Here is a 14,143-nt window from a genome sequence, read left to right on the forward strand (position 1 = left end):
TTCTTCCATTGATTTCCACGTATGTTCAAAATGACGATGAATATTTCTGTAAGTTAAAATCCATGCAAATGACAAATACAGCGTTTACCTGACGGTATCCAAAATTTATCGATTCTTTTCTTTTGTAATCTAAAATACGCGCATTATGGGAATATCTAAATTTGATGTGACTTATGCGCAAAGGGGTTAAATAAAAATGTATGCCATTTATCTAATGGATTTAATACTTAAATCAACCGAATTTAGCCTTAAGGAATTTAAGATTACCGATAAAGAACTGAAGCTCATGGCCGCAGCTGCAATCATCGGTGATAACAGGATCCCGAAAAACGGGTACAATAATCCTGCCGCAACGGGCACGCCCAGCACGTTGTAAATAAAGGCAAAGAATAGATTTTCTTTAATATTTTTCAGCAGATTTTCACTAAGAAGTTTCGCTTTGGCCACACCGAGGATATCGCCTTTCAGCAAGGTAATTTCCGCGCTTTCAATAGCAGCATCCGTCCCGGTTCCCATCGCAATTCCGATGTTGGCCTGGGCCAGGGCAGGAGCATCGTTGATACCGTCGCCGGTCATTGCGACGACTTTTCCCTGCTGCTGCAGTTTATTTACTTCATTTAATTTATCTTCCGGCAGGCAGCTGGCTCTAAAACGCTTAATTCCCAATGCATCAGCTACGGCTTTGGCGGCATGTTCATTATCGCCTGTCATCATAATTATATCAATCCCTTCGGCCATCAGCTGCTGAACCGCTCTTTTGGAACTTTCTTTGATCTTATCGGTAAAGCTTATGAAACCTAGCACTTCCTGATCCTGGGCAACATAGGAAATCGTGTGTGCTTTAGACTGAACATCAACGGCTTTGCGCTTCAGGCTTTCCGGGATCTGAATCTGGTATGACGTCAGCAGGCTTTCATTTCCAAGGTAGATTATTTTTCCATTGTAATTTCCTTTCACACCCTTCCCGGAAATATTCTCAAAATCCTGTATCTTTTCTGCGGAAATATTTTGGTCTTTTGCTTTTTGAATAACGGCATTCGACAAAGGGTGTTCCGAATTCTGGTTCAGTGAGTAAGCCAGCTTTATTATCTGATCCTGATTATTGTCCAAAGCTTCAATATGTTCAACCGATGGTTTCCCTTCTGTTAAGGTTCCTGTTTTATCGGTAATCAGGACATTCACTTTATTCATATGTTCAAGGGCTTCTGCATTTTTAATTAAAATCCCGTTTTTAGCGCCTTTCCCGATTCCTACCATCAGTGACATTGGTGTAGCAAGGCCCAATGCACACGGACAGGCAACAATTAAAACGGCAACGGCATTGACGAAAGCAAATAAGGTCCGCTGGCCTTCCGGACCGAATAGTTGCCATAAGACAAAAGTAAGAACCGCAATACCGATTACCGTCGGAACAAAGACTTTAGAAACTTGATCCGTCAGCTTCTGGATCGGGGCTTTGCTGCGGCTGGCTTCATTCACCATCTTGATGATCTGGGACAGAAGGGTTTGATCGCCTACTTTTTCCGCTTTCATGACGAAGGTCTGGTTTCCGTTAATGGTTCCGGACGTTACCTGATCATCAACCTTTTTTTCAACAGGAACCGGTTCGCCTGTAATCATGCTTTCATCGACCACCGAATTTCCTTCCGTGATCTTTCCGTCCACCGGAATTTTTTCACCAGGTTTTACCCTAAGGAAATCACCTTCCTTTACCTGTGAAAGCAGGACTTTCTTTTCCTGTCCGCCGACGATGAGATGGGCTTCGTCAGGGGAGAGGTTCATCAGCTCACGGATGGCATTTCCCGTTTTCTTATGAGCGGCAGCTTCCATCAGCTGTCCCAGGATTACCAGCGTTAAGATGACACATACCGCCTCAAAGTACAGGGGAATTTCATGATTATGCCCCCTGATTTCATGAGGAATAAGATCAGGGAAAATTAAAGCGGTAAGACTGAAAAGAAATGCTGCCGCAACCCCAAGCACGATGAGGCTGAACATATTTAAGTTCCGGGTTTTAAATGAAACCCAGCCTCTTTTCATCAGGAACCAGCCGGAGTAAAAAATAACGGGCAGCGAAAGGATCAGCTCGACAAGGCCCTGGCTCTGATGGGAAAACGGAAAATCAATCAGCATTCCACCCATGGAAAGGATAAACACCGGAATAGTAAAAGCCAGTGAGATAATCAGCTTTCTTTTCAGAATATTGTAGGTTTCATCATGTTCATTCTGCTCTTTATCCGGCATTTTTACCAGGTCCATCCCGCAGATCGGGCAGTCGCCCGGTTCATCCCGGATGATTTCAGGATGCATCGGGCAGGTATATTGGGCTGCTTTCTTTTCCGGATATTTTACCAGATCCATTCCGCAGACCGGACAGCCTACATTGCTGTCATACACTTTGTTCCCTTCACAATACATTGGGCAATAGTATTTTCCCGCCATTTCATCGCTGACTTTTGGTATTTCCTGATGAGGTTGGTGCTGATGGGTATGCATTCCGAAACTGCTGAGCAGCTCTTCCGTAATTTCTTCCAGATGCATGTGGCAGACCGGGCAATCTCCTTTTTCCTGATATACTTCATCTCCTTCACAAAACATCGGGCAGTAATAGCCTCCGATATGATCCTTAAAATTTTCGGGAAGATGGGTTTTGGAATAAGCCGGTTTGAAATTCGGATCTTTTGCCTGTTTTTCCTCAATAGGAACCAGGTACATATTACAGACCGGGCATCTTTTTCCCTGCTGGAAATACACTTTATCGCCTTCACATTCCATCGGGCAGTAATATACCGAAGACGGAGAAATGCGGTCCTGGGGTTTTACAAATTCTCTTTGGGGAAGATCCGGGTCTTCAAGCCTGTAATTCCCGGCTTCTTCAAGGGCTTTATTTAAAGTATTGAGGTCTGGCTGCTGACCGGAGGTAATGGTTGCGGTATGGGTTTCCAGATTGACGTCGGCTTCTATGCCTTCTATCCTGTTCAGCTTCTCAGAAATCTTTTTCTGACAGCCTGAGCAGCTCATTCCGGTAACGGTATATTGCTTTTTCATGATCCTTCTGATTTATCGTACAAATTTCCGGTACATGGCCGGAAGCCTGTTATAAATTTAAGGATAATATGTATAAAATTAAGTGTCTTTTCTAAGTTTTGGGGCAACAAGTGCGGGTGAGTTGGAGAGTTATAGGGTGGGAGGTGATAGTGTTAAGGGTTGGATAATAGTACAATATTAGAGTATCAGGATTGGAAATAATAGCATATGGCGTCTGATACTCTAACTATAATCTTTTATGATTTAAGAGACTAACTAGGTTCAGATAAACTCAAATTTTGATTAAAAAATGCTCTCTCATTTATAAACCCTCAAACTCTTATACTCTGCAACGCTAAAATCCTAAAACCCTCAAACCTGATCCAGTGGTTTCCGGTTATGGACTTTCAGCTTTTTAAATTCGGTAGGAGTGAAGCCTGTAACATTTCTGAATTGGGAAGACAGATGCTGGACGCTTTTATAGCCCAGTTTTCCCGCAATTTCCGTTAGTGTGAATTCATTATAAAGGAGCAGTTCCTTTACTTTTTCAATTTTCTGAAGGATAAAAAACTGTTCAAGCGTAATATTTTCATTTTGTGAAAATGCTTTGGAGAGCGCACTGTAATCTTTATGGAATACCGAGACTAAAAACTCAGACAGCAGAAAGTCTTCTGCAATATCCAGTGCGCTGATTTCAGCGATGATCAGGTTTTTGATTTTTTCAGTCTGCTGACGGGCCGAATCTTTTATCCTTTCAAAACCTGTTTCTTTCAGCTTCTGCTCCAGCATCTCCAGTTGTTTTCCGGAAAGTTCAGATCCGGTTTCCGTTTCACCCAGGATAACGGATTTCAACGGAATGCCGGCCTCATTAAAAATGGCCTGCACTGCAGAAATGCATCTGCCGCAAACCATATTTTTGATGAAAATCTTCATAAAGGGCCTTGGTTGCTTAACCGGTCTTTTACGAATTCCACCTTTGTTTTACCGTGAGAGGCCGGATTTCCGCTTTCATCCAGATTTACCATGACAATTTTGTCTACGGTAATGATGGTCTGATGGGTCATTTTGTTCCGCACTTCGCATCTTAAGGTAATAGAAGTGGATCCGAAAGCTGAAACTTCGATACCGATTTCAATGATGTCGCCCTGCTTCGCCGAACTGACAAAATTGATTTCGGAAATGAATTTAGTAACTACTTTTTTATTTTCAAGCTGAATAACAGCATACAAGGCCGCTTCTTCGTCGATCCACTGGAGCAGCCGGCCTCCGAAAAGAGATTGGTTGGGATTGAGGTCTTCAGGTTTTACCCATTTTCTGGTATGATAATTCATTGTTGAAATTTTATGCTGCAAATTTAACTTTAAAATCCTGTTTCTCAAAAAATCGTGACCGGGTAATATAAAAAAGCATTATTTATATGTTCAATAATCCATTTAAAATTATAAAATGTCTGGTATTTACTACTATTTACTGCGCTGATTTTAGGAATTACGAATCGCACATTATCTTATTTTTGCTTGAAACTTTAAATAATTTCTTTAAATCGAGGTGTAATTTTGCCTGATAAATTTACACATACCACTGTTTTAGTAATTATTCATCGATATTTAACGATAAATTAATACTTTTTAACGAAATAATATTTTAGTTGAAAATTTTATTAAAATAATTTCAAAAAAAACTTGGTCATGAAATTAATAATCGTATCTTGCACCTGTATTATAGCTGGAATCAATATTTGTTCATTCTTTATGTTGTTTTTCCTTTATAAACCAAATCATTTTTAACTTATTTAATTTTATTAATCAAGATGAACATTTTTGTTTCAAACATCAACTACGCAACTAAAGATTATGAGTTGCAGGATTTATTTTCAGAATTTGGAGAGGTTTCTTCTGTAAAAATCATTACAGATAAAGAAACCGGACGTTCAAGAGGTTTCGGATTTGTCGAAATGGAGGACGCAGAAGGACAGCAAGCTATTGAGGCTCTTAATCAGAAAGATTTCAACGGGAAAACCCTTAATGTTTCAGAAGCTAAGCCAAGAGAAGAAAAACCAAGAAGAACTTTCGGTAACAGCGCAGGAGGTGGAAGAACCGGTGGCGGTGGTTACGGCGGCGGAAACAGAAGCGGTGGCGGTGGCTACGGCGGCGGAAACAGAAGCGGCGGCGGTAGTGGAGGCTACGGCGGTGGAGATCGTGGCGGAAACGGCGGCGGTGGAAAACGTTGGTAAAAAATACGGCGGCTCTTTAGAGCCGCTTTTTTTATGACTTTCAGGATAGGTCATACTACTGAAAGTCGTCAAGAATAAAGCCTGTCGTGAGAGACAGGCTTTCATTTCTTTAATTTGAGTTAATGAATTAGGTGATATTTAATTTATTCCGGTAATTTAAAAAATAGCGTATAGAAACCAATATGCAGAGTATTTTCTTAAATTGGTTAACAAATATGATTTGATATTTAAAATTATCAGCAATAATAATGACAGAAAACTTCCGGCATCCCTCGTTCTGTCCTATCCACCTGATCTTCTATAAATTATTCTATTTTTCCTTCTTCTTTTTCTTCTTTTTCTCTTTGTCCTTATCCTTATTTTTCTTTTTATCCTTTTTCGGATTCAGGATTTCTTCGGCGTATTTAAATTCTTCAATTACTTTTAAAGGCTTGATTTCAACCACCGGATTAAACTCTTTCAGGTCTTCCTTGGAGATGATTTGTTCATGAAGTAAAAAGTTCACAATTTCCTTCCCCGAATCATGGAAAAAATGATGCACCAGCTCCTTCAGCAGGAATTTCCGGTATTCATCCATAGGCAAAACTACCCTGTATCTGAAGATTCTCCCTTCTTTTTCGGTAGCGAGATATCCTTTTTCAACTAATATTTTAAGATAGGTAGAAACGGTATTCTGATGCGGTTTAGGCTCAGGATGCTGTTCCATAACATCCTTCAGGTAAAAGGATTCCAACTTCCAGAACAGCCTCATTAAATTTTCTTCCGCAGAGGTAAGATGGTTGATTTTCATAGTGAATGCTTAATGTTGAAATTGAATATTGCAATAAAGGTAAAGAAAAGATACCATAAAAGCAATTCCGGCGCCCATGAATACTTCCTTTGGGGTGTGCCGCTTCAGGATAATGCGGGTAATTCCTACCAAGATGGCAATAGCCAGCCATAACAATCCCATTGCTGGACTTAGCGCAAAAAATAAAGCTGCCACAAATACATTAAAAGCCGTATGCATGGAACTTTTAATGTAAAAATTACTGATCTGCAGGGCAAAAAGCAGAATCAATATAAAAAGCATCACCAGATCTACGTAGCCGTTTTTAAAATAATTATAAGCAATATAAAAAACCACGCACGTAGCGATGAATACATACAGGCTTTTCCGTTGTATCCTGTCGGAAACATCCATATTCGTATACCGTCCGGTTTTTACATTCCAAACCAGCCAGGCCATTACCGGAGCAATGATGATCAGCAGGATGGGAAGGAAGTATATTGCTGAATTCTTCAGCGAGTATTTCATAAAACTCATATAAACGAAAAAGAGGAATAAAGAAAGCAAAGGATTGAAAAAATCGGAGATGATTTTTGATATTTTCCGGAGTAACGGAGACTGATTTTCTTCCATATTTAAGTTTGACGGTGTAAATATAATATTATAACTAAAAAAACAATGGGTAGGTATACAATAAAAACAAAGTTTTTTTTATAATTTTGCTCAACTATTTCATCATAATTAAGCAAAGGCTAACACATGAAAGAATTTTCTAAAGAGGTATACCTGAAGTGGTATGAAGATATGACAATGTGGAGAAGGTTTGAAGACAAATGCCGTTCTCTTTATCTAAAACAAAAAATCAGAGGTTTTTTACATTTGTACAACGGTCAGGAAGCGATTCCTGCAGGGTTTACCCATGCAATGGATTTAACCAAAGATAGTATGATCACCGCTTACAGATGCCACATCCATCCGATGGCGATGGGAGTAGATCCGAAAAGAATTATGGCCGAACTTTGTGGCAAAGCTACAGGAACGTCAGGAGGTATGGGTGGATCTATGCACATTTTCAGCAAGGAGCACAGATTTTACGGAGGTCACGGTATTGTAGGAGGACAGATTCCTTTAGGAGCCGGGATTGCCTTTGCAGATAAATATTACGATAGAAAAGCCGTAAATATCTGTTTCTTCGGAGACGGTGCTGCAAGACAGGGTTCATTACATGAAACGTTTAACATGGCGATGAACTGGAAACTTCCGGTAATTTTCGTAGTGGAAAACAACCAGTACGCCATGGGAACTTCTGTAAAAAGAACCGCCAACCACGAAGACATCTATAAGCTGGGATTAGGTTATGAAATGCCTTGTCTTGCCGTAGATGCCATGGATCCTGAAAAAGTGGCTGAAGCTGCTTACGAAGCGATCGAAAGAGCAAGAAGAGGCGACGGGCCTACCTTCATTGAAGCCAGAACTTACCGTTACAGAGGACACTCCATGTCTGATGCAGAACCTTACCGGTCTAAGGAAGAAGTGGCCATCCACAAAAACGATGACCCGATCGAGCTGATCAAACAGAGAATTCTGGCAAACAGCTGGGCAACTGAAGAAGAATTGGAAGCAATGGACAACAAATCAAGGGATTTTGTGGAAGAGTGCATCGAGTTCATGGAAAATTCCCCATATCCTGATCCGGAGAAAATCTACGAGTATGTGTATGCTCAGGAAGATTATCCGTTCTTAGACAAATTAGAAAACTAAAAAAATAATGAGTCAATTTGGGAATCTGAAAATTTGAAAATGAGATCCATACATCCTTTTTTAATTTTCAAATTAACAAATTACCAAATTTTCAAATTAAAATAAATTATGGCAGAAGTAATTACAATGCCACGTCTTTCCGATACAATGACGGAAGGGAAAGTGGCTAAATGGCATAAAAAAGTAGGAGATAAAGTAAAGGAAGGTGATATTTTAGCAGAAATTGAAACCGATAAAGCCGTTCAGGACTTCGAATCTGAAATAGAAGGAACCCTTTTATACGTAGGAGTAGAGGAAGGCAATGCTGCTGCAGTAGATTCTGTATTGGCGATTATCGGGAAAGAAGGCGAGGATATTTCCGGATTAACCGGCGGTGAAGCTCCTAAATCCAACGATTCCGAAGAGAAAAAATCTGAGGAAGACCATAAAACGGAAAATAACGCGACAAGCATAGAACAGGCTGATGCCGAAGTTCCGGCAGGCGTGGAGGTAATTACCATGCCTAGACTTTCCGACACGATGACGGAAGGGAAGGTGGCGAAATGGCACAAAAATGTAGGGGATACCGTAAAAGAAGGAGATCTTCTGGCAGAAATCGAAACCGATAAAGCCGTTCAGGATTTTGAATCTGAATTCAACGGCGTGCTTCTGAAGCAAGGCGTTGAAGAAGGCGGTGCTGCTCCGGTTGATTCTGTTTTAGCCATTATCGGCCCTCAAGGTACCGATATTTCCGCCGTAGGTGTTCCAAAGGCAACAGGCTCATCTTCAGAAAAACAGCCCGAACAAAAATCCGAACCTAAAAAAGAAGAGGAAAAAGCAGCTCCTGCAATTGATGCTTCATCTTCAGACCGGATAGCAATTTCTCCGCTGGCTAAGAAAATGGCCCAGGATAAAGGTGTAGATATCAACAGCATCCAGGGTTCAGGAGAGAACGGAAGAATCGTTAAAAAAGATATTGAAAATTATCAGCCTTCTGTTGCGAAGCAGGAAGCTTCGGCTCCGTCGGCAAGTCCTGCGGCAGCTCAGGCAGCTTTAAGCTTCGTACAAAGAGAGGATACGGAAACCCAGAACTCTCAGGTAAGAAATGTAATTGCCAAACGTCTTTCCGAGAGCAAATTCTCTGCGCCTCACTACTATCTGATGGTAGAGATCAATATGGATAAGGCCATCGAGGCGAGAAAAGAAATCAACTCTTTACCGGATACCCGAATTTCTTTCAACGATATGATCATCAAGGCAACGGCTGTTGCATTGAGAAAACACCCGCAGGTGAATTCAAGCTGGGCAGGTGATAAGATCATCCACAGAGGGAATATCAACATCGGGGTGGCAGTAGCTATTCCTGACGGACTGGTTGTTCCTGTACTTAAGAATACAGACCAGATGAACTATACCCAGATTTCTGCAGCGGTGAAAGATATGGCCGGAAGAGCGAAAAACAAAGGTCTTAAAGCCAATGAAATGGAAGGTTCTACATTCTCTATTTCCAACCTGGGAATGTTCGGAATCGAAACCTTTACCAGCATCATCAATCAGCCTAATGCGGCTATTCTTTCAGTAGGAGCCATAATTGAGAAGCCGGTAGTGAAAAACGGACAGATCGTAGTCGGAAACATCATGAAGCTTTCCCTGGCGTGTGACCACAGGGTAGTGGACGGTGCTACCGGTGCCCAGTTCTTACAGACTTTAAAAACGTATCTGGAAAGCCCGTTAACTTTGTTACTGTAATTTCTGATCAACGTTTTAACCAATAAAAAAGTTTACCGGATTCCGGTAAACTTTTTTGTTTCTTATTGTTGTTTACAACTGATTTTGGCCATAGAATAACGAATAATCGGGAAATCCTTCTTATCTTTAAATGATGAAGATAGGAACACTGAAAATGGATAAGCAGAATATCTTTCTGCTGTTACTGGTCACAATGGTTATTGCCGGCAAACTGATCCCGTTTAAGGAAGAATACAATCAATATATCAATCTGTCCGCATTTATAGACTGGGGAATTGCTGCCATTTTCCTGTTGTATGGATTAAAGCTGAACATTAAAGAAATTGTAAAGGACATTTCCAACTGGAAGCTTCACCTCCTGGTCCAGCTGGGAACATTCGTGATTTTTCCTTTGCTGGTCATTCCTTTTTATGGTTTTGTAAAGGATTCGGCTTATTTTATCACCTGGCTTTCGATATTCTTTCTGGCCAGTCTTCCTTCCACGGTATCCTCTTCGGTGGTCATGGTTTCCATTGCCAAAGGAAACGTTACTTCTGCGATTTTCAATGCTTCGATTTCAGGAATCATCGGTATTGTTATGACGCCTCTGCTCATGAGCTTTTTTATTCAGCCGGATCAGGGAAATGTCAACAATACCGAGATTATCCAGCAGCTGTTGCTGAAAGTACTGCTGCCGATTATTTTAGGACTGCTTTTAAATCCTGTTTTCAAAAATTTAGTCGCCAGATACAGCAAGGTGATTGCAGAATTCGACAAGCTGATTATCCTACTCATTGTTTACGAAAGTTTCTCGGACGCTTTTGTACAGAATGTTTTTGCATCGGTTCCGCCAACGGTTTTTTTTATTATTGCTGTTAGTGTTATCGGCCTGTTTTTTTTAGTGTACGAAATTTTAAAGATGATCTCTAAAAAATTACACTTTAAAAGAGAAGATGTCATTACCACAACGTTTTGCGGCTCCAAAAAATCATTGGTTCACGGAAGCCTCTTTGTCATGGTCCTCGGAATTCCTGAAGATCAGAAGGTGCTTTTTCTGCTGCCGGTGATGATCTACCACAGTTTCCAGCTGTTCTATGTAAGCTGGCTGGCTAACAGGATCGAGAAACATTCGCGCACTGCAGAAATATAATCCTTGAAAATACCTATTGATTGCTTTTCAGATTTAAATCAATTCACTATTTTTGAATCATGATTAAAGCGAGAAATATCCATAAATTTTATGGGAATTTAGAAGTACTGAAAGGGGTTAATATCCATATCAAAATGGGTGAAGTGGTATCCATTGTAGGGGAATCCGGAGCAGGTAAATCCACGCTTCTGCAGATTCTGGGAACTCTGGATCAGCCCACGACTTCCGGTAAATTCGATACGGAAATTTCCATTGCGGGAGAATCCTTTATCAATATGAATGATAAACAGCTTTCCAAATTCAGAAACCAGAATATCGGTTTCGTATTTCAGTTTCATCAGCTGCTCCCTGAATTCACCGCACTGGAAAATGTTTTGCTTCCGACTAAAATCGCAGGAGCGAATGAAAAGGAAGCGGTTGAAAAAGCCTACTCATTATTTGAAGACCTGAAAATCGAACAAAGGCTTCATCATAAGCCCAATCAGCTTTCTGGCGGGGAGGCGCAACGGGTGGCTGTGGCCAGGGCTTTAATCAATTCCCCTAAAATTATTTTTGCGGATGAGCCGACGGGAAACCTAGATTCCAAAAATGCAGATGATCTTCACCGGCTGTTCTTTGACCTCAGGGATAAATACAACCAGACTTTTGTGATTGTAACGCATAACCCCAATCTCGCAGAAATCACAGACCGTAAATTAGTAATGAAAGACGGATTGATTATCGAATAAAAACAGCACAAATGATGAAACCCTTTATTTTTTTTCTTTTGCTTTTTATTTCATGCTCCAAATTTGAATCTCAGAGTTCGGATTCAGGTATTGATTTGCCAAAATCGAAAATTTCGGAAATTAAAGATTTCATTAAAGCTAAAAATTACAATCAGGACCTTGCGGTTTTTATTAATTTCAGAATCCATTCCGGAAAATACAGGTATTTTTTGTATGACCTGAAAAACAATAAAATACTACAGAAAGCCATTGTTGCCCATGGTGACGGTTCGGTCACTAAAAATTCATCAGCCTTAAGCTTCAGCAATGTTGATGGTTCACATCAGTCGTCTTTAGGAAAATATGAAATTAAGGAAAGCTATTCCGGAAAGTTTGGAAAAGCTTATCGGCTGGACGGTCTGGACAAAACCAACAGCAATGCCCGATCGAGAGCGATTGTTCTTCATTCCTATTATTGTATCCCGGATAAAGAATCTGTGCAGCCAGTGTGTCTGAGTTTCGGGTGTCCGATGCTTTCAAAGAAGGCATTTAACGAAACGGCAAAATACATCGACCATTCACCGAAGACCATTCTGTTGTATGCATTTTACTAAACCATGATCAAAATTTAATTTCTTACTGCTATGGCCATTAAATTTTTAGCTGAAGACGACAGACCCAGGGAAAAGTTTTTACTGAAAGGGATCAATTCACTTTCAGACTCCGAATTGCTGGCCATCATTCTGAGAAGCGGCAGCCGGGAAGAAACGGCCATCGAGCTGGCACGGAAAATCCTGAATTCGGTAAATCACAGCTGGCATCAGCTGAGTCTGCTTTCCGTAAAGGATCTGATGAAATTCAAAGGAGTAGGCGAGGTAAAAGCCATTGCTATTGCCACAGCGCTCGAAATAGGCAGGCGGCGGGCAGCTCAGGAGGTACCGGAAAAATCACTCATTACGAGCAGCAATGACGGGTATCAGATCCTCAGGAAATATTTGTCGGATTTAAGGACCGAAGAATTCTGGGCCATATTCCTGAATCAAAGCAACAAGGTGCTCCATTTTTCGCAGCTTACGCAGGGTGGGATCAATCAATCGATTGTGGATATCAGGGTTTTGTTTAAAACGGCATTGGATCATTATGCTACTGCAATTATTATCGCACATAACCATCCTTCCGGAAATCTTAAGCCCAGTAAGGAAGACCTCGACATTACCCAGAGAATTAAAGAAGCCGGAAAAATGCTGAATATTCAGCTTCTGGACCATCTCATTGTTACACAAAATTCCTATTTTAGTTTCTCAGACGACGGATTGTTATGATTAGAAGATTGAAATATCATGAAATCGATTTCGATAAATATACGGCATGTCTTGAAAATTCGGAGCAGAAGAACTGGTATGCCCGTAAAGAGGTACTGGACCAGCTTTCCGGGAACTGGCATATTCTGCTAGATGGAGATTATGAGGCGGTAATGCCAATTTCCATCAGGCAGAAATACGGTTTGAGTCTGGTGGTGATGCCGCTTTTCTGTCAGCAATTGGGTATTTTTTCAAAAGAAGATCATGCAACAATTAATGACCGATTTTTAAATTTTCTCAAAAAAAGATATGTTGTTTTTTCGTATGCATTCAATCATAAGAATTCCTTTTCTGAGAATTTAATAAAAAGGAAAAATTACATTATTCCGGTTTCTGACTATACCATTCTGAGAAGAAGAAAATATTTCAAAGGAAGAAAGTCCACTGCCAAATGTGCTCAGCACCTCATTTATAAAGAACTCGAATTTAATGATGAGCATTTTTTGTTCATGCAGAAGAACTTCAAAGGTTTAAGTAAGGAGGGGGATGTGGAGAAATACAAAAATTATATAAGTTTTCTCGCTAAAAGGAATGCCCTGAAACTGGCAGGTGCCTACTTGGAAGACAGGTTGATCAATATCACTGTATTGATAAATGAAAACAATCAGCTTTCTCTGCTGGGACTTATCAATGACGAGAGTTATAAAGATGAAAACGGATCGTCTTTTCTCATTGACAAAATCCTTAGCCTCTACATCCACGAAAAGAAATTTAATTTTATGGGAAGCAATATACGTGGTATAGAGGTTTTCTTTAAAAGTTTTGGTGCAGAGCTCAATGAATATCCGGTTTGGGAAAATAAAATATTGAAAAAATTCTTTTAACTGAACTTAAAGTTTTATTGTCGAATTTTCATAGATAAATTAAGAAAATATTAGTAATTTTGCTACCTCAAATTATGGCTAGTTTTTCAGGATATTTACCCTATGCTTTTGCATTGATTATTGCGATTCCTTTTTTGGTGTTGCTCCGGCAATTTGTATTTACATACATTAGACTTAAAGAACAGGAAATCCGGCTGCTTTCCGTAAAATCGAATTCAGAAAATAAAACCCAGTCTTATGAAAGGATGACGTTGTTTATGGAAAGGCTGAAACCTTCCAACCTGATCCAGCGATTCGATAAAGGCCTTGCTGTACATGAATTTATCTTCCTTACTGAAAAATCCATCAACGAAGAATTCGACTACAATGCTTCCCAACAGCTGTACATTACCAAAAGTTCCTGGCAGAATATCGTTGATTCTAAAAATGCTGTGATTGCGCTTCTTCATAAAACCTATAACGAGAGCAATGGAAATATTAATCTTGACGAATTCAAAACCATTCTCCTGATGAATTATATGGAAGGAGAAGATTATATTTCTATAACCATCGAAGATCTGAGAAAAGAAATTATAATAATAGCTTAACTAAAAAAATAAAAATT

The 14,143-nt window shown here is 40.1% G+C and carries 14 protein-coding genes; 9 read left to right on the plus strand and 5 right to left on the minus strand.

The features are described 5' to 3' along the window. Positions 1-207: 207 nt before the first annotated feature. The 3 genes from FY557_RS02300 to FY557_RS02310 form a co-directional block, all read right to left on the minus strand. Positions 208-3,048, minus strand: a complete 2,841-nt coding sequence (locus tag FY557_RS02300; RefSeq protein ID WP_149245677.1) for a heavy metal translocating P-type ATPase — start codon at positions 3,046-3,048, stop codon at positions 208-210. 351 nt (positions 3,049-3,399) lie between these two features. After that, positions 3,400-3,960 (minus strand): helix-turn-helix domain-containing protein, encoded by a 561-nt coding sequence (locus tag FY557_RS02305; RefSeq protein WP_149245678.1) that lies wholly within the window; start codon positions 3,958-3,960, stop codon positions 3,400-3,402. Then, positions 3,957-4,358, minus strand: a complete 402-nt coding sequence (locus FY557_RS02310) for an acyl-CoA thioesterase (protein ID WP_149245679.1) — start codon at positions 4,356-4,358, stop codon at positions 3,957-3,959. Before FY557_RS02310 ends, FY557_RS02305 begins: the two co-directional genes overlap by 4 nt. A 479-nt stretch (positions 4,359-4,837) precedes the next feature. Between FY557_RS02310 and FY557_RS02315 the strand changes: the two genes are divergently transcribed. Further along, positions 4,838-5,260 carry an RNA recognition motif domain-containing protein gene (locus FY557_RS02315; protein WP_149245680.1) on the plus strand — a complete coding sequence of 141 codons (423 nt, stop codon included), beginning with the start codon at positions 4,838-4,840 and terminating at the stop codon, positions 5,258-5,260. 310 nt (positions 5,261-5,570) lie between these two features. On the opposite strand, the gene FY557_RS02320 is transcribed toward FY557_RS02315, so the two are convergent. Together FY557_RS02320 and FY557_RS02325 are read right to left on the minus strand one after the other, a co-directional pair. Next, positions 5,571-6,050 carry a BlaI/MecI/CopY family transcriptional regulator gene (locus FY557_RS02320; RefSeq protein WP_149245681.1) on the minus strand — a complete coding sequence of 160 codons (480 nt, stop codon included), beginning with the start codon at positions 6,048-6,050 and terminating at the stop codon, positions 5,571-5,573. A gap of 9 nt (positions 6,051-6,059) precedes the next feature. Further along, complete coding sequence (locus FY557_RS02325; RefSeq protein ID WP_149245682.1) at positions 6,060-6,662, minus strand: phosphatase PAP2 family protein; 603 nt, start codon at positions 6,660-6,662, stop codon at positions 6,060-6,062. A gap of 126 nt (positions 6,663-6,788) precedes the next feature. Between FY557_RS02325 and pdhA the strand changes: the two genes are divergently transcribed. From pdhA to FY557_RS02365, 8 genes are all read left to right on the plus strand, one after another. Then, the gene (gene pdhA, locus FY557_RS02330; protein ID WP_149245683.1) at positions 6,789-7,790 is read left to right on the plus strand and encodes a pyruvate dehydrogenase (acetyl-transferring) E1 component subunit alpha; all 1,002 of its coding nucleotides are present in this window, start codon (positions 6,789-6,791) and stop codon (positions 7,788-7,790) included. Positions 7,791-7,898: 108 nt separating this feature from the next. Then, positions 7,899-9,518: a pyruvate dehydrogenase complex dihydrolipoamide acetyltransferase gene (locus FY557_RS02335; protein ID WP_149245684.1), complete on the plus strand. Its 1,620-nt coding sequence runs from the start codon at positions 7,899-7,901 to the stop codon at positions 9,516-9,518. A gap of 130 nt (positions 9,519-9,648) precedes the next feature. After that, on the plus strand, positions 9,649-10,647 hold the full coding sequence (locus FY557_RS02340; RefSeq protein WP_228451674.1) for a bile acid:sodium symporter: 999 nt from the start codon (positions 9,649-9,651) through the stop codon (positions 10,645-10,647). A gap of 59 nt (positions 10,648-10,706) precedes the next feature. After that, a complete protein-coding gene (locus tag FY557_RS02345; protein WP_149245685.1) occupies positions 10,707-11,375 on the plus strand; it encodes an ABC transporter ATP-binding protein in 669 nt (222 codons plus the stop codon). Positions 11,376-11,386: 11 nt separating this feature from the next. Further along, positions 11,387-11,968: a murein L,D-transpeptidase catalytic domain-containing protein gene (locus FY557_RS02350; RefSeq protein WP_149245686.1), complete on the plus strand. Its 582-nt coding sequence runs from the start codon at positions 11,387-11,389 to the stop codon at positions 11,966-11,968. Positions 11,969-11,998: 30 nt separating this feature from the next. Beyond that, on the plus strand, positions 11,999-12,676 hold the full coding sequence (gene radC, locus FY557_RS02355; protein ID WP_149245687.1) for a RadC family protein: 678 nt from the start codon (positions 11,999-12,001) through the stop codon (positions 12,674-12,676). Then, entirely contained in the window at positions 12,673-13,539 is an 867-nt protein-coding gene (locus FY557_RS02360) for a hypothetical protein (protein WP_149245688.1), read from the plus strand. The genes radC and FY557_RS02360 overlap by 4 nt, the downstream gene beginning before the upstream one ends. Before the next feature lie 74 nt (positions 13,540-13,613). After that, positions 13,614-14,126 carry a hypothetical protein gene (locus tag FY557_RS02365; protein WP_149245689.1) on the plus strand — a complete coding sequence of 171 codons (513 nt, stop codon included), beginning with the start codon at positions 13,614-13,616 and terminating at the stop codon, positions 14,124-14,126. Positions 14,127-14,143: the final 17 nt, after the last annotated feature.

The sequence above is a fragment of the Chryseobacterium sp. SN22 genome (genome assembly GCF_008329705.1).
GTDB lineage: Bacteria > Bacteroidota > Bacteroidia > Flavobacteriales > Weeksellaceae > Chryseobacterium.

Bases quoted from the DNA above. Each gene is read 5' to 3' on its own strand.
- FY557_RS02300 (WP_149245677.1), bottom strand. From the start codon at position 3,048: ATGAAAAAGCAATATACCGTTACCGGAATGAGCTGCTCAGGCTGTCAG.
- FY557_RS02305 (WP_149245678.1), bottom strand. From the start codon at position 3,960: ATGAAGATTTTCATCAAAAATATGGTTTGCGGCAGATGCATTTCTGCA.
- FY557_RS02310 (WP_149245679.1), bottom strand. From the start codon at position 4,358: ATGAATTATCATACCAGAAAATGGGTAAAACCTGAAGACCTCAATCCC.
- FY557_RS02315 (WP_149245680.1), top strand. From the start codon at position 4,838: ATGAACATTTTTGTTTCAAACATCAACTACGCAACTAAAGATTATGAG.
- FY557_RS02320 (WP_149245681.1), bottom strand. From the start codon at position 6,050: ATGAAAATCAACCATCTTACCTCTGCGGAAGAAAATTTAATGAGGCTG.
- FY557_RS02325 (WP_149245682.1), bottom strand. From the start codon at position 6,662: ATGGAAGAAAATCAGTCTCCGTTACTCCGGAAAATATCAAAAATCATC.
- pdhA (WP_149245683.1), top strand. From the start codon at position 6,789: ATGAAAGAATTTTCTAAAGAGGTATACCTGAAGTGGTATGAAGATATG.
- FY557_RS02335 (WP_149245684.1), top strand. From the start codon at position 7,899: ATGGCAGAAGTAATTACAATGCCACGTCTTTCCGATACAATGACGGAA.
- FY557_RS02340 (WP_228451674.1), top strand. From the start codon at position 9,649: ATGATGAAGATAGGAACACTGAAAATGGATAAGCAGAATATCTTTCTG.
- FY557_RS02345 (WP_149245685.1), top strand. From the start codon at position 10,707: ATGATTAAAGCGAGAAATATCCATAAATTTTATGGGAATTTAGAAGTA.
- FY557_RS02350 (WP_149245686.1), top strand. From the start codon at position 11,387: ATGATGAAACCCTTTATTTTTTTTCTTTTGCTTTTTATTTCATGCTCC.
- radC (WP_149245687.1), top strand. From the start codon at position 11,999: ATGGCCATTAAATTTTTAGCTGAAGACGACAGACCCAGGGAAAAGTTT.
- FY557_RS02360 (WP_149245688.1), top strand. From the start codon at position 12,673: ATGATTAGAAGATTGAAATATCATGAAATCGATTTCGATAAATATACG.
- FY557_RS02365 (WP_149245689.1), top strand. From the start codon at position 13,614: ATGGCTAGTTTTTCAGGATATTTACCCTATGCTTTTGCATTGATTATT.